The 18,043-nt window shown below is 53.5% G+C and carries 12 protein-coding genes and 1 tRNA gene; 3 read left to right on the top strand and 10 right to left on the bottom strand.

All coding sequences use genetic code 11. From position 1 onward, the window contains the following. Positions 1–84: 84 nt before the first annotated feature. The gene (locus LG300_RS14395; protein ID WP_404375995.1) at positions 85–2,007 is read right to left on the bottom strand and encodes an alkaline phosphatase family protein; all 1,923 of its coding nucleotides are present in this window, start codon (positions 2,005–2,007) and stop codon (positions 85–87) included. A gap of 337 nt (positions 2,008–2,344) precedes the next feature. Here LG300_RS14395 and LG300_RS14400 point away from each other — a divergent pair, with 337 nt between their 5' ends. Continuing rightward, the gene (locus tag LG300_RS14400) at positions 2,345–3,343 is read left to right on the top strand and encodes a DUF1853 family protein (RefSeq protein ID WP_404375996.1); all 999 of its coding nucleotides are present in this window, start codon (positions 2,345–2,347) and stop codon (positions 3,341–3,343) included. A gap of 8 nt (positions 3,344–3,351) precedes the next feature. Here the strand turns inward: LG300_RS14400 and proB are convergent, their stop codons facing one another. The 4 genes from proB to rplU all read right to left on the bottom strand — a co-directional run bounded on the left by proB (position 3,352) and on the right by rplU (position 6,511). Then, positions 3,352–4,512, bottom strand: coding sequence for a glutamate 5-kinase (gene proB / locus LG300_RS14405; RefSeq protein ID WP_404378046.1), 1,161 nt, complete (start codon positions 4,510–4,512; stop codon positions 3,352–3,354). A gap of 39 nt (positions 4,513–4,551) precedes the next feature. Further along, on the bottom strand, positions 4,552–5,742 hold the full coding sequence (gene cgtA, locus LG300_RS14410) for an Obg family GTPase CgtA (protein ID WP_404375997.1): 1,191 nt from the start codon (positions 5,740–5,742) through the stop codon (positions 4,552–4,554). Between the two features lie 169 nt (positions 5,743–5,911). Continuing rightward, positions 5,912–6,169, bottom strand: a complete 258-nt coding sequence (gene rpmA / locus LG300_RS14415; RefSeq protein WP_139527922.1) for a 50S ribosomal protein L27 — start codon at positions 6,167–6,169, stop codon at positions 5,912–5,914. A gap of 30 nt (positions 6,170–6,199) precedes the next feature. Beyond that, the gene (rplU, locus tag LG300_RS14420; RefSeq protein ID WP_404375998.1) at positions 6,200–6,511 is read right to left on the bottom strand and encodes a 50S ribosomal protein L21; all 312 of its coding nucleotides are present in this window, start codon (positions 6,509–6,511) and stop codon (positions 6,200–6,202) included. A 284-nt stretch (positions 6,512–6,795) separates the two neighbouring features. On the opposite strand from rplU, the gene ispB reads away from it, so the two are divergent. Together ispB and LG300_RS14430 are read left to right on the top strand one after the other, a co-directional pair. Continuing rightward, a complete protein-coding gene (ispB, locus tag LG300_RS14425; protein ID WP_404376000.1) occupies positions 6,796–7,800 on the top strand; it encodes an octaprenyl diphosphate synthase in 1,005 nt (334 codons plus the stop codon). A gap of 104 nt (positions 7,801–7,904) precedes the next feature. Further along, positions 7,905–7,981, top strand: a tRNA-Pro gene (locus LG300_RS14430). A gap of 417 nt (positions 7,982–8,398) precedes the next feature. Here LG300_RS14430 and LG300_RS14435 read toward each other — a convergent pair. The 5 genes from LG300_RS14435 to LG300_RS14455 all read right to left on the bottom strand — a co-directional run bounded on the left by LG300_RS14435 (position 8,399) and on the right by LG300_RS14455 (position 17,998). Continuing rightward, positions 8,399–10,411, bottom strand: a complete 2,013-nt coding sequence (locus LG300_RS14435) for a diguanylate cyclase (RefSeq protein WP_404376001.1) — start codon at positions 10,409–10,411, stop codon at positions 8,399–8,401. A 931-nt stretch (positions 10,412–11,342) separates the two neighbouring features. Beyond that, complete coding sequence (locus LG300_RS14440) at positions 11,343–12,002, bottom strand: hypothetical protein (RefSeq protein WP_404376002.1); 660 nt, start codon at positions 12,000–12,002, stop codon at positions 11,343–11,345. An 818-nt stretch (positions 12,003–12,820) separates the two neighbouring features. Continuing rightward, positions 12,821–13,306: a hypothetical protein gene (locus tag LG300_RS14445; RefSeq protein WP_404376003.1), complete on the bottom strand. Its 486-nt coding sequence runs from the start codon at positions 13,304–13,306 to the stop codon at positions 12,821–12,823. A 356-nt stretch (positions 13,307–13,662) separates the two neighbouring features. Beyond that, positions 13,663–15,324 (bottom strand): hypothetical protein, encoded by a 1,662-nt coding sequence (locus LG300_RS14450; RefSeq protein ID WP_404376004.1) that lies wholly within the window; start codon positions 15,322–15,324, stop codon positions 13,663–13,665. Positions 15,325–17,764: 2,440 nt separating this feature from the next. Continuing rightward, positions 17,765–17,998 carry a hypothetical protein gene (locus LG300_RS14455; RefSeq protein ID WP_404376005.1) on the bottom strand — a complete coding sequence of 78 codons (234 nt, stop codon included), beginning with the start codon at positions 17,996–17,998 and terminating at the stop codon, positions 17,765–17,767. Positions 17,999–18,043: the final 45 nt, after the last annotated feature.

Below are 18,043 nucleotides of genomic sequence, written 5' to 3' on the forward strand. Positions count from 1 at the left end.
TGTTTCGTAACGCTCCAAGAGGAAGGTTCTTGGACAGCAAGCGTGCGTCATTTCCATGACAGTAACGTGACAAGCACAGACACTTCAGGAGTCGATGGGTACGTTAGGGGGTGGAAAGACCACATCACTCCCATTGGCATCCAGCTGGCGGATATCAGTCGGCTTGCCCTGCTCATCCAGGCTGACTAATCCGATGCCGCTGGCGTTCCACAGCCGCTCGCCTGCGCTGGCTTGATCGGGGTCGCGGGGGTAGATACTCAGTTTGCGCCGCTTGGTAAACCAGTTAAGCGGCGATAGCGGCGCGTAGAGCCAGCGATTCAGGCGGTCAAAGGTATTCAGCAGCTGCTTGGGAAAGGTGTTTTTCACCCCGCTGGAGGTCACCTGCCATAGCTGTGGTGCTCGCTTATGGCGACGCACAACAATATCGTAAGCAAAGGAGTAGTGAACATCTCCCGAAAGAATCACGTAGTTACCGGGGGTTTTCGAGTGCCGCCAGATATGCAGCAGCACGTTGGCCGCACCGCGGTGCGCCATCCAGTTCTCGGCATCCACCACCAGCGGTTTACCTATCCAGGTAAACAGTTTTTGGATGCTTTCAATCAACTTGACGCCAAACATCGGGGCAGGCGATACAATCACCGCGCTTTTGGTACCCAGCAGCGCCTGCTGCATCTCCATCAGCGCCTCCCAATCCATCAGCCCCGAGGGGCGGTTAGGGCTTCGCTCGCTGCGCCAGCGACGCGTGCGGGTATCCAGCACAATCAGCGCGGGCGCGCCAGGCACCTGGAACTCCCAGCCCTGAAAGCGCAATAGCCGCTCAATAAAGCCATCCTGGGCGCTGGCATTGAGCGGGCTGCCACCGTCAAACAGTGTGATTGCTTGATGCAGCAAGGGGTTGAGTTTATCCGGTGCGTTCCCCCAGCCTTGGCAAAGCAGGTACGCCACCAGGGCGTTACCGATAATGCGCTTGGAGAATGGGTGGCCGTAGGCACAGCGCTCCCAATCGGCGGTAAGGTTCCAGTCGTCGGTGACATCGTGGTCGTCAAAAATCATCAGGCTAGGCACATGGGCCATCAACCGCGCACACTGGGGCAAGCCCTCTACAAACGCCTCGATGATCGCCTGCTCTTCCCGGTAAGCCTCGGCCTCTTTTTCGCCTAACGCCGGGGCGTCATACTCAATTACCTGCCACGGGGTGGGCGACCACACCAGGCAATACATGGCAAGCATTTCCGCCAGTGTCATCAGGTGGTTCTGGGCGTTGGCCGAGGTGAAGACCGGCTTTTTGACACCGCCAAAAAAGCGCTCGCGCAGCGCCGCATTGCTGGTGACATCCGGCAGCAACGCTTCTCGGTGGTAGTAGCTTTCGGGGGCGTTATACAGCGCTTGGCTGTCGTCGACGGTGGCGCCTTCCAGCCACTCATCCGCTAACCCCAGCCGGGCAATCAGCGCATGCACTGCCCGCAGCATGGGGCCTGCCACGTCATCCACGTACACCTGGTCGCCGGTCATCAGCAGCCAGGCAGGCCACTCGGTGGGGGATTCCTGGCGCTCGGCTAGCCAGCTATCGGCCCGCACTAGGCCATCGGCGCTGTCGTGATGGGGTTTACGGCAGGAGCCGTGCATCAGGCGGTGGTGGCGGGAAGCCAGCACAAACCCTGGGTAGGCGTACCCGTCGTGGCACAGCCAAGGCGCCCACGCCGGCAAGTGCTGCCACTCGCCCTCACGGCTTTGTACCTGCAGGTCGTAGGCAATACGCGTGTCGGTAGGCAGTGCGGTGGGCAGGTTGAGATCAATACAGTGAATGTAAGCGTGCCGACCAATCGCCACGCGCTGGTGAGCGCTATCTAGCGCGTGGGTCTGCTGCTCTTGCTGCCCCGGGTTTAGCACCAACTGCATGGTCAGCGGGCGGGAGGCTACCAGCCACAGGGTTAGCCGTGTTGGCGCAAGGCGGCGTAATAGTGGCCCTACCAGTACATCCGGCAGCGGATTGGCGCTTTGTGTCATTTCACACCCTCTGTGTTTTATGTTGCATCGCTGCTTAATCAATTTATCTAAGTAGCGACCACAGGCAGTTCAATGACTACCTCTCAATGACTACCTCTAAACCGCCAGACTCGGCGCGCTGTAGGCGCATCTGGCCATTATAAAGGTTGATGAGATTCATCACGATGGCTAATCCTAATACGCTTCCCGAGCCCAGCGCGTGTCGTTACATCCTGCAGTGTTTGTTATAGCTCGCAGGCAGTTGCCTGATTTGATTGGCAACGCGCGTTAATGTGGTTAGCGTAGTCACAAACAGGGTTCAGCCGCCCCCCAGGCCGGTTGATAGGAGAGACTTTTGATGACCTACGCCGAAGGTGTCAGCGACACACTTCATCACGCGGTTCTGCGCGACCTGGCGTGGCTCATCGTCACGCCGGATTTAGTGACCCTTGGCGATTATCCGGGCCGTCCCACACGTTCCGCGCTGGGCCTTGCAGAGGAGCAGCATGACTGGATCGACTCCCTGCTACCCAGGGTGCAGGCGCTCGATGGCAAGTTGGCCACACGCATGGGCCACTACCATGAGCGGCTGTGGCAACTGCTGCTGGACAACGCCCCTAATACCCACCTGCTGGCCAATAACGTACGCATCACCCAGCGCCGTAACACCCTGGGCGAGCTGGATATGCTCTACCGCACGCGGGAAAACCCAGTACCTATTCATTTGGAAGTGGCGATTAAGTTCTATCTCGGCCTGCCCGAAGGACCAGGAGAGTCCACCAGTCAAGCCCGCTGGATTGGCCCGGGCGGTTTGGACAGCTTGGCCCTGAAGTGCAGCCACTTGCTCTATCATCAGTTACCGCTCTCCCGCACCGCTGCTGCACACGCTTCAATGGCCCACTGGCTAGCCCCTAGGGATGCGGGCGTTCATGCCTCGCTAGTCGCCGCACTCACCCAGCAGGTCGCCATCCCCGGCGTGCTGTTCTACCCGTGGCATACTGCCCTACCACCGCCCGCTGGGGCAACGGCAGAGCATCGACGAGGATGGTGGTGTCATCAACACGAGTGGCCTAGCGTCGCGGCGCGCTATGGCAAGGCGCTGCAACTAGCATGGTTAGCTAAGCCCCACTGGCTGGCGCCGCCACCACATAAGGCATTTTCCCCCGCCGAGGAACAGGTTGCCAAGGTGATGGCGCAGGTAAACCGCTACGGGCCGCAGCAAGTGGTGCTGTACGACCCGCAGGGAGAAGAGAGTGGTCAGGAAAGGAGCGGCCAAGAGAGACCGCTGACGCGGCTGATGGTGGTGCCAGATGACTGGCCACGCCAGGTGCCGCTACCACCCAAGCGGCGCGGCTAACCCACCGTTCAAACTACCACCAGGTTGTCGCGGTGGATCAGTTCGTGGGCTTCCACGTAGCCGAGAATGGCTTCGATTTGATGGCTTGGCTGGCCCGCTAGCTGGCGGGCTTCGTCAGCGCCGTAGTTGACCAATCCCTTGGCCACGCGAGCGCCCTGCTCGTCTACACACAGCACCATATCGCCGCGCTTAAAGTTGCCCTGCACGTCACGAACGCCCACCGCCAGCAGGCTGGAGCCTTTGCCGCGCAGCACGTTGACCGCACCTGCATCTAGCACCAACGTACCGCGCACCTGAAGCTGGCCAGCCAGCCAGCGCTTGCGCGCTGCCATGGGGGCTTGGTCCGGGCGCAACAGCGTGCCTAGCGCTTCGCCGCCCATGACGCGAGTAATCACCTCCGGCTGGCGGCCGCTGGCAATCACGGTCACCGCGCCGGAGCGCGCCGCGAGCTGGGCAGCACGTACCTTGGTGCTCATCCCCCCCCGGCCCAGCGCCCCGCCGCCGCCCGCCACGGCGGCCAAACGTGGGTCGTCGGCACGCCCTTCGGCGATCAGCGTAGCGTCAGGGTTGTGGCGGGGGTCGGCGTCGAACAGGCCTTCCTGGTCGGTGAGCAGCAGTAGCGCATCGGCTTCCAGCAGGTTCGCTACCAGCGCGCCGAGGGTGTCGTTATCGCCAAATCGGATCTCGTCGGTAACGACGGTATCGTTTTCGTTGATGACCGGCACCACGCGCATCTCGACCAGCGTGCGCAGCGCCGAGAGTGCGTTCAGGTAGCGCTTGCGGTTGGAGAGATCGTCGTGGGTGAGCAAAATCTGCGCGGTGAGCATGCCGTGACGCGCAAAGTGCTGCTCGTAGCACTGGGTCAGGCCATTTTGACCCACGGCAGCGGCGGCCTGCAGCTCGTGCACGGCGCTGGGGCGCGCCTGCCAACCCAGGCGCACCATGCCAGCCGCTACCGCACCGGAGGAGACCAGCACCACCTCTTTGCCCTGCTGGTGAAGCGCGGCAATTTGGTCTACCCAGCCGCCAATGGCCGCTTCATCCAGCCCGCGACCATCGTTGGTGAGCAGCGCACTGCCAATTTTGACCACTACCCGGCGGGCGCTACTCAGCGCCTCACGGCCCGGCAACTGCTCGTTGTGTTCCACGTCGCGACTCTCCCACGCCATTGCGCTCACGCGATTCATCCTACCCAGCACGCCGCTAACTTACGGGGCGTACTCCACTTCGACATCGTAATCATCGTCGTCGAAATCGTCATCGTCCTCTTCGTCGTCGCGCTTGCGGCGACGGCCAAGGCGGGCTTCGGTACGGGCCACCGACTCCTCTTCCATGCGGCGGCGCATCTCCTGCTCGCGAGCATGGGCCTCTTCGTCTTCGTTTTCCAAGCGCTGCTGCTCGGTGAGCCAGCGGTAGGCGGCTTGCACCAGCTTATCGGTGCCTTCGCTGCTGATCGCCGAAATACGGAACACGGGGCCATCCCAGTTCAGCGCCTCGATGATCGCTTGGGCGCGCGCCTCGCGCTCATCTTCCGGCAGCAGGTCAAACTTGTTTAGCACCAGCCAGCGGGGCCGCTCGGAGAGCGCCGGAGAGAACTGGCCAAGCTCGTGAATGATCGCCTGCGCCGCTTCCACCGGGTCGGACTCATCAAATGGCGCCACATCGACCACGTGGAACAGCAGCCGCGTGCGGGTCAGGTGCTTCAAGAAGCGCAGCCCCAGGCCCGCGCCATCAGAGGCACCTTCAATTAGCCCCGGCACGTCGGCCATCACGAAGTGCTCATGCATACCGAGCTTCACCACGCCCAGGTTCGGCACCAGCGTAGTGAACGGGTAGTTAGCCACTTTTGGCTTAGCCGCCGACACCGAACGAATCAGCGTCGACTTACCGGCGTTGGGCATACCCAGCAGGCCCACATCCGCCATCACTTTCATTTCCAGGCGAAGATTACGGCGGTCGCCCTCGGTACCCGGCGTGGTGCGGCGCGGTGCACGGTTGGTGGAGGATTTAAAGTGAATGTTCCCCAACCCACGGCGGCCGCCTTCGGCCACTAGCACGACCTGACCGATTTCCGTCACGTCGGCAATCACCTCAAGGGTGTCTTCATCAATCACCGTGGTGCCCACCGGCACTTTGACGTGCAGGTCTTCCCCGGCTTTACCGCTCATCTGGCGGCCCATGCCGCCCTGCCCATTTTCAGCTTTGTAGAAACGCTGAAATTTAAAATCAATCAAGGTGTTGAGCGAATCATCACCAATCAGATAAACGCTGCCACCGTGGCCGCCATCGCCACCATCGGGGCCACCCTTGGGCACATATTTCTCGCGGCGAAAGCTCAGACAGCCATTGCCGCCTTTACCTGCCTCAACAATAATCGAGGCTTCATCGACGAACTGCATTGGATTCTCCCGGCCGCTTCCGCCGCCCTAACTGCGCTATCCCTACCCGCCTTATGCGGGCAAAAGGGATCGAAAAGACAAAAAAGCCCCGCCATGGCGGGGCTTTTTTTCGTCATCTTCGCACTGCGTAAGTCACACAAACCCACTTACACAAAGCAACCGAGGTTGCTTAGGCAGAAACGATGCTGACGAATTTACGGTTCTTCGGACCTTTGGTCTCGAACTTCACGACGCCATCGTTCAGTGCGAACAGCGTGTAGTCACGACCAACGCCAACGCCAGTGCCGGCGTGGAAACGGGTGCCGCGCTGACGAACGATGATGTTACCGGCGGTTGCCGCTTGGCCACCGTACAGTTTCACACCAAGGCGTTTGGATTCGGAATCGCGACCGTTACGCGTGGAGCCGGCTGCCTTTTTATGTGCCATTGCAAAATCCTCCTAAAGGGAATTGGCTGCTTACGCAGAAATTCCGGTAATTTTGACTTCAGTGTACCACTGACGGTGGCCCTGACGCTTCATGTGGTGCTTCCGGCGGCGGAATTTGATGATGGTGACTTTGTCGCCACGGCCGTGGGAAACAACTTCAGCGGAAACCTTGGCACCGCTTACCAGCGGAGCGCCAACGTTAACGTCGTCGCCGTCTGCAACCAGCAGCACTTCATCAAACTCAATCGTTTCGCCGGTAGCGACTTCGATTTTTTCGAGCTTGAGGGTCTGACCTTCTTGAACGCGGTACTGTTTGCCACCGCTTTTAATAACTGCGTACATGTCGCTCTCCGGACTTGTCGTTAATGCCGGTTACGCCCCGCGTAACCAACGCTCATCGCCTTCCGCTCTTATCGACCTGCTGCGAGTGGCGCCCCTTTTGGCAGCCATCTGACAGGGAGCATGATGAGTGGGTCGCGGATTATAACGACTATCGCCGCCTACCACAAGGCTACCTGGGCTTGTCAATCACCCAGACGCTTTCCCCGTCGCGCTATACCTTGACGCCTTACAGACAGCCCCATAGCATGGCCTCACTCTCTTACCCGCCGCGATGAACGGAACCCATGACAGCCAACGTCTCTCCAACCCCGCCTGCCAGCCCTTCGCCTTCACCGCTGCACGCCGTGGTGGCCGATGACTTCGAGGCCGTCAACCGCACCATTGTGGCGCAGCTCAACTCCAAAGTGCCGCTGGTAGAGACCATCGGCCAGTATATTATCGAGAGCGGCGGTAAGCGCCTGCGCCCGCTTTTGGTACTGCTGGCGGCCCGCTCGCTGGGCTATGAGGGCGACAAACACATTACCCTCGCCACGCTGATCGAATTTATGCACACCTCGACGCTGCTACACGACGACGTGGTGGACGAATCGCACATGCGCCGAGGCAAGAAAACCGCCAACGATGCTTGGGGCAACGCGCCTTCGGTGCTGGTGGGGGACTTCCTCTACTCCCGCTCGTTCCAGATGATGGTCGACGTCGGCTCCATGCGTATCATGGCGATCCTTTCCGGCGCGACCTGCGTGATTGCGGAAGGCGAAGTGCTGCAGTTGACCAACATTGGCAACCCCAGCATTTCCGAAGCGGACTACTTCGAGACCATCCAGGGCAAAACCGCGATGCTGTTCGAAGCCGCCTCCCATAGCGGCGCGGTGCTCGCCGAGGCCACACCAGAGCAAGAGCGCGCCCTGCAGCATTACGGCCGCTACCTAGGCCTCGCTTTCCAACTGATTGACGACCTGCTGGACTATCAAGGCGACGCCACGGCCATGGGCAAAAACGTTGGCGACGACTTGGCCGAAGGCAAGCCCACGCTACCGCTGATCCACGCCATGGAGCGCGGCACCCCCGAGCAGGCCAAACTGATTCGCCAGGTAATCCGCAAAGGCGGCCTCGAGCAGCTAGACGACGTTCTTGAGATCATCCAAGCTACCGGTGCGCTGGAGTATACCCGCGCACGGGCGGAAGAGATGGCAGACAAAGCGCTGGCCGAACTAGAAGCCCTGCCCCCAAGCCCTTACCGCGACAGCATGGCGCAACTCGCCCGCCTAGCGGTGGACCGCCAAGCCTAACCGCCTGCATTGCCATCTCTGTATAAACCACGCAAAAGGGGCTTGAAAAAAGCCCTTCGCCTGCGTATGATTCGTCCCGTTGTTGAGCGCGCCTTAGCAACTTTCGGAATATAGCTCAGCTTGGTAGAGCGCTGCCTTCGGGAGGCAGAGGTCGTAGGTTCGAATCCTGCTATTCCGACCACGAATTTAATGAAAACGGCCACTTAGCTTTTAGAGCAAGTGGCCGTTTTTGTTTGTGTTGGTTCTAGGTTCCATATAGGTTCCAAGGATCACGAACTACGGCTACGTCATATTTGCTGAGCCTTTTCATGATAAGCCAGCCCAGCCGACGGATCACTAAGCTTTAGGCATTCCTGGTGCCGGTATTGCTTGAGCAGACACTCGGTGTAACTGGCTTAAAAGCATCAGCAACTTCGTATCGAAGGGCTTCCTGTATAGCAACAACACATCTCCCCCCTTCCAGAAGCTGTAATACAGCTCTCTAAAATCGTGCCGCTGCTCTGAAGTAGCATCACCTTGCCTGATAGTCCTTCATACATATGAAGGGCCTAAGTCGCACGAAAGTACCTATATTCCAGGAAAGTACAGTGATTATCAGCTAGCCATCGACATAACCTTCGATTTTATTACGTCCACTTTGCTTTGCCTGATAGCTGGCCGTATCGGCACGATTGAGAACCTCGTCGATCGTCTTATCTCCTGGATGAAAATGACTCACCCCAATACTGGCCGTGACTTTCCATTGACGCCCTTGCGCTTCAATCGAGCTTGCAGCAATGCTTCCACGCAGAGAATCTGCAATGGTAAGCGCACGCGCTGTCGTACAGCCTGGCATTATGACGGCAAATTCATCCCCGCCTTGGCGAGCTGCCCAATCACTACTGCGAATTTCACTCTGTAAGATGTTCGCGACCTGTTGCAGCACTTGATCGCCTAAAGCGTGGCCACCTTGATCATTGACTGGTTTGAAGTGATCTAAATCGAAAAGTATGACCGCCGTCGGTTTTTCCATACTTTGCCATTGGATAAGCAACTCTTCGAGATGCCTCCTCAGGCCACGACGATTGAGTAAACCAGTAAGAGGATCATGCTCCGCTTCCCAGTGCTTCTGGGCATATTCATTTTGATGTTGAGTAATATCGCGCACCGTACCGACGGTCCCAATAAACTGATTGCTGACCCGAACGGCCGCTGTATGCACGTCTAACCAGTACGATTTCTGGTCGGCATCTAGGAAGCGGAATTGACGAGCAAAGCTCGTCTGATTTTCAAGGCTGTGTAACCAAGCAGCCTCAACATCTTGGCGGTCGTCAGAGTGAACTCGGTCGCACCAGTGTTTCAGATCACGAGGAGTGTCATTACCCAAAAGTTGTTGTAGAGCATCATTTATAAACGTTACTTGGCCACGCTGATCAGTCACAAACATACCCTGTGGAGAAGCAGATAACGTGCCTTTCAGCAAGGCTTCGCTTTCAGCTAAGTCACGCAAGCTCCCCTGACGCGAAGACTCCGCGGAGTTAATAACATCAATGACGGTGCGAAGCTCCTTCATATTTGTCGGAATATTCAATACAAAGCGGCGTCCGTCTTGAAGCTCCTGAATCTGTCGAGCAAGATGCGCCAGGGAACGTAATGCCAACCAAATCCCCCCCCACACCAAGGGGAAAATAAGCAAAAGCGCGCCCCCGGCGTAAGTGGTGATGATCTTCATGCCCGCAATAAGAGGGGCTTCGGCTTGGGCTTGTGGCAAGTGCACACCAACTACCCAGTTTGCAGGCCAAATTTGTCGATAGGCCACTAGTTGAGGATCGCCAAATATTGAATGATCCAAGCTTTCTCCTTCCCAGCCATCCAGAGCCTGCTTTAAGACGGGGGAAATGGTGTCGGGTAACGTCACGATGGCTTCTTGCTGATGCGGAGCGTAAATACGCTGACCAGCGGCAGTTGAGATCGTGACATAGCCGCCATCGCCTAAACGGAGCTGATCAAAGTTGTTGAACAGGCGGCTTTTCTTAATATTGACCAAACCACCTAGAAAACCATTGTAGTGACCCTCGTTGTCATATAGTGGGACCAACATCAGTATCAACGGCGTGTTGGTAATGCGTCCAATGAAGGGAGCACTGACATAAGGCGTTTTGAAAGCATGCATAAACCGAGCATATTCACGGTCGGCAAAATTGTTACCGATGCGTCCTACGTCGATAGGCCACTCGTCAACGACTCGGCTACTCAGATCAAAGACTATTATCGCTTCAAAGAGAGACTCCATCGTATACGCATGGTGTTCGAGTAGAGCCCCTTGCTTGGGGAGAGAAATTCTCTCGGCCAAACGCTCAAGCTCTCTGAACCGCTCATTCACATCTAGGGTGATCGAGTTGCTAATGAGCTCTGCCTCATACCGCAGATGCTGATGGTTAGTCTCATTGACCAAGAGCTTGCCCGCCTGCCAGCCAAAAGCCAGGAAAATAAGGCAAAGCAAAATCCACAGCGCCACGGCCCCCACGACTAAGCGCCCGCGCAGCGTAGCAAAAGGCAACCTGATCACGCACATAAACGAACGCCGGCCACGATGTCCTGGAGCGTCGTTTTCATTCGATAACATTGTCATGAAATGCACCTGGCAGGCGAAGGTTCAACGCGATCGCATATCGCCTCTTTTGTCTAAAAAGTCTAGTCATCATAACAAATGAAAAAATGCTGAATCAGCTGGCACGTCAACAAATGCTCAAGTAGGCACGATAGGCGGGGAGCCATATATTTGGTGAAGATTGCCAAGATCAGGAATTTACCAAAATACCCAATAAACATATAGCCTAATGGAATATAAATACATCAAGGTCAGCATGGAGATTGGCAGGCTACGCGTCCATGACGAGGACATTCGAAGGCAACGAGTTAATCAATGAATATCTAATTTGAACCGGCGTAGAATAACGTTTAGATCAATATACGTTATGGCATGAAGCCTCGCCCCATGGATGTCACCCACCATGGAAGGCCTAAACCCTTCTGATCTGTTCCTTTTCACTGGCTCCAACAAGGGCCTCTTTTCTTACACCTAATGTTGTTATCACTGTTAAAGAGGCAAAACTCCAAAAAAATGGTGTTGGTTCGCCGTTTCTTTTGGGATATCTATTGGTTAGCCTTATGCCACTCGATTTTTTTTGAAAGTGGCATCTGTCTAATTTACGGTTGCACAACGGCTAGGAGAACTAGACACCGTATACGATCCAGCAAGATTGGGTCGCTGTTTGTGAGCGGGCATCGTGGGATTGTGGGTTTCCAACCAACGCGATCTGGATAGCTCATCATCGCCTACTCTGGACAAAGATATGGCACAGACGATAGAAGCGCCACGCCCCCACTTCCCCTCCCTTGCATGTTTATGCTGACAATAAAGAAGTCCCCTTGAATTCAGCCCATCAACATAATGTAAGGCTTTAGGTAAGCAGTGTATTGAGCATAGAGGGACCACGACGCTAAGCCTCGCCCCACCCAGCCAAGAAGTGTGTAGATATTGTGTTGGTTCATTGGTGGATTCACTGAGTGGGCTGGCGTCTGGAAGCTGTTGCAGCTTGGTTCATACCGTTACTGCCTTGCACTGTCACACCCATCGATCCAGCCATTGAGCGCAGTATGTAACGAGCTAGCGTACCAGACAGCACTTTCTGGTTTCGCTCATGTATTTCCCTGCATGTTTCTGCCCAAGGCCCTCCACACCATTGTGGATGCAAACGCTGGAGCAAATCGGCAGATTCCTGGCTTGTGAGGGTTGCACTAGCTTCGAATGTATCCGTGAACAGTTGAAGGTAACTGGCTCGAAGTATCCCTTTAGTATCTAGGTAATGGCCAAGATGACCGTACTGCTGCTCTAAACACTTCCAGCCTGCATTACGATAGACAGCGATCTGGTACAGCACATCACCATAAGCGGCCTCAGCCACATTGCCGTGCTCGTACTGTTCAATTAACCGATCCAGTGACGCCAGCAGCGGAGGTAAGTGAGCCAAAAAGCCCAGAGTGGTCTGCCATTGCTGTCGTAACTCATAAAGCTGCTCGACAGGTATAACACGCGATCGTAGACGCATGGCAGCCACGTCCAGACGTTGATGCTCACGCTGCATGAGAGCCAGGCTGATCACAAGGTAAGACGGGGTGGAGGTCATACTGTCTTCCGACAGAGACGAAAATGCATTCATCAAGGGTTCCTTTTGAAAGGGTGGAGTAACGAATAAAAGGTGTAGCAATACCTCCACTGGCGACTGAGGCCATGGATGAGAGCGACACAGGGGTATAAAGATTTGATTGGGAAAAGCGGTACGGATGACTGCTATTGCATGAACCAGCAAGCAGACACCGGTTACTCTGGAGCCAAGGTAATGAGGAGTCAGAGTGACGTTAGCTATGCACAGGGCCGATGTTAGCTGCTGAGCTTTCGCCCTTATCCGCTAACGTATTTTGACTTTGCTTAGCTAGTCTAGGAAACCGGTTAGCTCTGCTGACTCCAGTGCCTGCTCCTACCATTTTCACAAGAGTGGCGGAGCCACACTCATCTCTCATATTGGCTCGCTCTTGTGGTGTTGAGGTCTGGTCACTTGCTACCACTACTAACATAGACCCAGCACAAGGGCGTAGCCATGAGAGCATCAGCACAGACTCAGGGAAGACTACAAACTGTCTGGCTGGATGTGTTGTGTTGTGTTGTGTTGTGTTGTGTTGTGTTGTGCATAGGAATAAAGCTCACTGCTGAACCAGTGAACTCCAGGGGGCCAATGATGTTTTTTCTGAGCTAGGCACCCCCGGGGGGGTAGTTGTGTGAACAGCAACCGATAGCTATCAGCAGGGGCCGTACGAATTTTATAAAAATGGTGAAAACCTGCGGCTGACTCAAGTCGGACAGAGCCATTGATGCAGCTACCTACAGAGCAAGCGTGAGTGCTTTCATATACTGGCCGACACGCCAGCTCATCTGAGATGGTGTTTCGTCAGCACACGGTTTCTAGGTAGTGACAAGTTATCATCTCCTTTTGAAAACCAGCTTCATCCCACCTTCCATACCAGCAGTAGCAATCAATAACTTCCCTTCTGCACTAGCGGTAACGTGAAGCTCTATCGACTCTAGTTGGTAGTTGCTATCAGGTGCATCACCCATCAGATCAAAAGCCTCTTCGATCTTCGCTTTGAAATCAGCGAAGGCCTGCATCGGTATGTCTTCGACACTGGGGGTTAGTCGAGCCTCAGGAAGCCAGGGACCCTCACCCACCTGGGGTGGGAACTGTGCTATGTCGTACTCCTCTGCAATGATTACGTAGGGCCGTCCGTAATTCATAGTAGGGCTTGGGTCTTCTGACATGATTAAGAAGGGTAATGTGCTTTCTACCTGTGTCTGCTCTTGCTCACTGGCCAACGACATGCCTGGCAACACAACCAAAAGCAAAAAAGTCTTCAAAAAAAGGGGCTTATGAAAGCAAATGCCTTGAGGTTGTTCTATTAGTGGCTTCACGACTATGCCCTCAGTAGTCAGACGGTCACACAAGCCACTTGGCTTGGGCTCAACGCAGTTGGACTTAGACGAGTAGCAATGAAGGTGATACTACCTAGCGATGTCGTCAGCCCTTAACCCAGGTTAGCTGCAGCTCACTGTCCAAGCCGTAAGGGCTTCGACTGATCCTGATTAGTTAAGAAGTCTTGGACTGTCAGCGTGCATAGACTGCATCTGACATTTATTGAACCAGGGGACTGATAGAATATAGGCGTTCTTCGTCGTAACGACCTATTGTGATAGGGTTAGTATATAGGTAAGAAGTCTACATAGAAGTATGTTGACTTCTTACCAATCCAAATTAATCAATCACTTAGCTATAGCACCTTCGTCACTGCCGATTTTTTAACATATAGTCTTTCTTTGGTTGGCCCTCGTTTTGGCTTAAGAGGTAGTAAACGCTTTGTCGTCAGTGGTTGCTCAAACTCTTTCAGATACTTCCTAAACGAGGTCATGGAGATGCCTGCCGCTGGCACCAGATATTTCAGCTTTCCATTCTTATCGTGATAGCTCTGCAGAATTGATACGGTTTTATTGAACCGATGCCTTTTTGCCCTTGCAAGCTCGTATGCACGCTTCGTCTGATAAGAATAACGAGCCAATATATCTGCCTTAGCTGGATCGAACCAGTTATCACGCAGATAATACGCATACTTTAAATCTGGCACGATAATCAGATGGCGGTTGGTACCGTTGGCAGGTTGACGAATGCTTGTTCGCCCGATGCATTGGTAAGCAGCTTCATAGGAGCGCTCAACTTTGATAGCGTACAATAGGTCATCGGCATTCAAACCATTTCGTGCGGCGAATTTGCGAAATACCCTTGCGTCAAAAGGAGTAAGGTTGGTTGCTGCCAGATACACTCCGATATGCACGTGTTCATAGCTGCTCAAACCATGCACCTCAGTATTGGTTCGTATAACCCCGTGCTGTTCCAGAGCTTCCAACTTTTTTATCTTTCTGTTGAGTGTCAGTAGGAATGGTCTACTGCCTATATGGCTTTTAGCAAAGGCCTGGGCAAGCTCCGCTACTGTCATTGTTGACCGTACCGCACTACCGTTGCGTGTAAGCGTCTCGCTAGCTTGAGAGTTTAATAAAGTCGATGACCAACGTCCTGACGACAGTACAGGCATGATCGTCACCTTGTGTTCATGTTTCTTTTCTATCTTCATTGCGGGGTTTGGGTCTTTTTCTACGATGGGTATGCCCAGTAATTTTTCCGCAATGAAGCCAAAGAGTGTGCTTGAAAGCTGTGTACTAAGTACCGCTAGAAACGCTACGCTGCTGATCAGTTTGGTGAGCCGGTGGTAATGAACACATTGGTAGACTTGTTCCACACCATTCACAGAGGATTTCCTAGAGGCATAAACAGGCTCTTTGCCTAACAGTAGGCACTCAAGCAGATCCGCCACTTTTGGTGCTGTCGTAGTATCACGCCCGCAACGAATATCACTGATACGACGGCTCACCTCACCTCTATCTACGTGAGGAGCCAACTGCACGACATCACCAGACCCACAGGAAGACGCCGTTACATCCAAGTATTTTTCCCATGAGTGACCTTTATCCTTGAGGTCATACCGAACCATTAAAGAACCTGCCAGGACTTGTGGCACCTCATCGATGAGGACATAGGTACCGCGTAACTGCTCTTCAGGAAGCAACGCCAGTGTCTTGTGAGTAATGAACAGTACGCCACGAAAGCCCTCTTTCATGATCTCTATCAGAGCCAGTAACACTGAGCTTGCACAGGTTGAAGAGTCGACTTTCTTCACCGGAATAATAGCGTTGGAAAACGAAGCCGCCTCACCCAGCATTAACTGATAGTTCTGATCTGATAACTCAAGCGTTTTGGAAGCAAAGAGATACGTTTCTGCAGCAGGCTGTGTCCCCGCCAAATACTTAATGAGTGCTTTGATCGTTTCACGACTTTTACCACCACCACACCTACCGCTCACATGCTGGATTTCTTGGATCATGCTAGGCGCCATGCTAAGTAAAAAAGACAGGCATTATTCCAGCAAGCACGACTGTTGTCTCAGCCACCCATGGATATTTTTCTTGAAGCAAGCTGCCCCATGATCGTTTACCAATGGCTATCAGTACCCATTCGAGGGCACATATCTTGAACCAGTGAGATGAAGCAAAAAGAACACCCTTCATTAAAGAATTAATAGATAGGTTACTTTTTTAAACCGCATCTTTAAAGCCTTCACAACTGACAAGCAGCTAACTCCCTTTCCCCAGACGGTAAGGAACAAGCAGTAGAGACCGACGCGCAGCGGCGGAGTGTCTGCTGCGCACGTTCCGGCACCGCCTGGGGAAAGGAGAGAAAAAACGATATCGATCCTACTTCTCATCCATGCTGGCACTGTGCCCTACAAAACTACAAAGCACACCCTTTCTTAAAGCACTTATAGCTTGGTGTGTTTATAGGTAGCAGTTCTTCATGCTGGTGCCGAGCGATATGCGCCAAACTGACTGAATGCCAGTGTGTGACTGCTATCTACTGGCTCAGTGTCACAAACGAACAGGTCACGATCAGATAGCACAGCAACCACAAGGTGCATGGAGAGGCGATCGATACGATGCACGCTCTCTTAATGCTACTGCTCATAGCTAATGTTGATTTTTGTGATCCTAAATTTTGTAACTAACAGCATAATCCTTAGAACTACACCACCTTTGTGCCGTGTCGCGCTCTTGGCAATCTGCGTTAAAAACAAAACCAGCCTACCCATGTCCCTCCCTATTCCTTGGTTTTTCTCTGCCCATAGCTTCCAAGCAGTCACGGCTTCTAAAAGTGGGCTCTTCCAAAAGTGCCACCCTTCCTATGAAACGGCTTAAAAAGGGCTTCTGGGAGCTTTTAAAGCGCCACCACCCTTATATATAGCCCTTAGCCTAGAAAAGCCCCTACGGCCTTATTAATAAGCACACAGGAAGCACTAAGGCTTCCCGAAACACTGGAAGCAGAAGCCTTAAAAAAAACGCTCATCACCTAAAATTTTGCTTGCGCCTTAAAAAGCATGGGCGTATTCTCTCCTTACAATCCAAGCGGAGCGCCAAATTACGCCTTGCAAAAATCCATATGAATCTGATCAAACTCTATATATAAATATATAAATATATAAATATATAAATATATAAATATATAAATATTAATAGTATATCCCCGGCTTAATCTCCTATATATATTATATATAATGACTTAACCTACGTTACCTATCCCCCGGCAGGGGGGATAGGTAACGTAGGTTTTATTACTTATATAGATGAGAACTATATATCTCATCCACTACCTTATCCAGAAGGCTATCCCCCCTAGTCAGTGCTACCAACATTCCCCTGTTGTGTGGAGGTTTCGTAGATATGAAGCATCCCCTGGCTTGGGGATAGCCCTTTCTGTCTCCAAGCCAACCAGCGTCAGTAGACTGATATCAATGGTCATATGGGAGGGGGGCTTGGTTCGCTACTTAAGTGAAGCCCACCGACGTCTTCATAGCTGCTTGGCAGGGTAGGCGCCACTACATCTCATACTCCTGGTTCAGTATTTTAATATTGCTCCCTGGCTCAACGGCTGGATAGGATCAACGACTCCACTTCCCGCTGACGTGCTTATCATGACTCCATGCCTTGCCCACCGTATCACCCCAGACATAGACACCCTCTGTAGCCGCCTAAATAGCTTCTTGAAGACGCGATTTGGGTATAAAGCTACGTGTGCCTACCCCTCCCCCTTTGGGCTTGCTATCGACGCTCGTAGACAGAGGTTCGATCTATATATTCGTGTCCTTGAAACGGGAGATGATTTCTGGGGAGGCAAAGCCCTTGTGCTAAGTCGTATAGGCTTCCATAAGACCCGACAAGGGTATGGTACCGACCTGCTGAAACTCCTCGTTAACTTTGCCAGTGAGCGGCAGTACAACGTCATTGGCATCGAACAAGCTAGCTCCCCATCGATTCAAGCTTTTGCTGAGAAGTATGGCTTCAATAGAATGGAAGGTACCAAACACTTCACCGCTTTCACTCGTCAGCTAGCAACGAGGCTATGATCTCTATTGATCCTTATCGATCTGATGCTCTGGCCTCAGCTACCGCCCGAGCAGTAGCCCTTTCCTGTGTGGATGACGATACGATCACTTCCCCCTGTTCCTGCTTATCTAGCAACACTTTTAGCAACAGGTGTGCTTTTTAGCAGCACGTGCTCTGCATACATGCTTCTGGCATTGCAATGGAATAAACTTTCTAAGCCACAGACTAGGCTGAGCAGCACACGCGGGATTCACCTGTCACCAACGAGGCTGTTAGCGACTGGCTCTTACACGTCGGTGTGCTTTCACCTATGCACCTGATCGTCAACAGAAGCCTCTTGGTATACCCCTCAAAGTAGCTGCTGCACTGACTTGGTTGGGAGGATATCTAACAGCGCCCCTCTCTTTTCTTACGTATTGCCAGCCTCACTTCATACTCTTCCAAGGCTTCATCAAGCAGGTCAGCTTCGCTGACTTTTAGACCTGTCTCCATGGTTTGACGGTAGGCTTCTTCCTTAAGCATCATGCCAAAGCGTTGACGCATACGTACCGTCTTGGTGATGCGGACATCCATACCTGAGGTATTTGAGATAACAGCTGGTTTTGGGTAGTACTCATCCATATCGATGTGCCTCTCTAAGTGATTTTCAAAGGGTTATTGATTCTG

The organism is Vreelandella aquamarina, assembly GCF_044805175.1.
Classification (GTDB): domain Bacteria; phylum Pseudomonadota; class Gammaproteobacteria; order Pseudomonadales; family Halomonadaceae; genus Vreelandella; species Vreelandella aquamarina_B.

What these genes read in the sequence shown, in the direction of transcription:
- LG300_RS14395 (WP_404375995.1), bottom strand. Translation starts at nt 2,007, where the DNA reads ATGACACAAAGCGCCAATCCGCTGCCGGATGTACTGGTAGGGCCACTA.
- LG300_RS14400 (WP_404375996.1), top strand. Translation starts at nt 2,345, where the DNA reads ATGACCTACGCCGAAGGTGTCAGCGACACACTTCATCACGCGGTTCTG.
- proB (WP_404378046.1), bottom strand. Translation starts at nt 4,512, where the DNA reads ATGGCGTGGGAGAGTCGCGACGTGGAACACAACGAGCAGTTGCCGGGC.
- cgtA (WP_404375997.1), bottom strand. Translation starts at nt 5,742, where the DNA reads ATGCAGTTCGTCGATGAAGCCTCGATTATTGTTGAGGCAGGTAAAGGC.
- rpmA (WP_139527922.1), bottom strand. Translation starts at nt 6,169, where the DNA reads ATGGCACATAAAAAGGCAGCCGGCTCCACGCGTAACGGTCGCGATTCC.
- rplU (WP_404375998.1), bottom strand. Translation starts at nt 6,511, where the DNA reads ATGTACGCAGTTATTAAAAGCGGTGGCAAACAGTACCGCGTTCAAGAA.
- ispB (WP_404376000.1), top strand. Translation starts at nt 6,796, where the DNA reads ATGACAGCCAACGTCTCTCCAACCCCGCCTGCCAGCCCTTCGCCTTCA.
- LG300_RS14435 (WP_404376001.1), bottom strand. Translation starts at nt 10,411, where the DNA reads ATGACAATGTTATCGAATGAAAACGACGCTCCAGGACATCGTGGCCGG.
- LG300_RS14440 (WP_404376002.1), bottom strand. Translation starts at nt 12,002, where the DNA reads ATGAATGCATTTTCGTCTCTGTCGGAAGACAGTATGACCTCCACCCCG.
- LG300_RS14450 (WP_404376004.1), bottom strand. Translation starts at nt 15,324, where the DNA reads ATGATCCAAGAAATCCAGCATGTGAGCGGTAGGTGTGGTGGTGGTAAA.
- LG300_RS14455 (WP_404376005.1), bottom strand. Translation starts at nt 17,998, where the DNA reads ATGGATGAGTACTACCCAAAACCAGCTGTTATCTCAAATACCTCAGGT.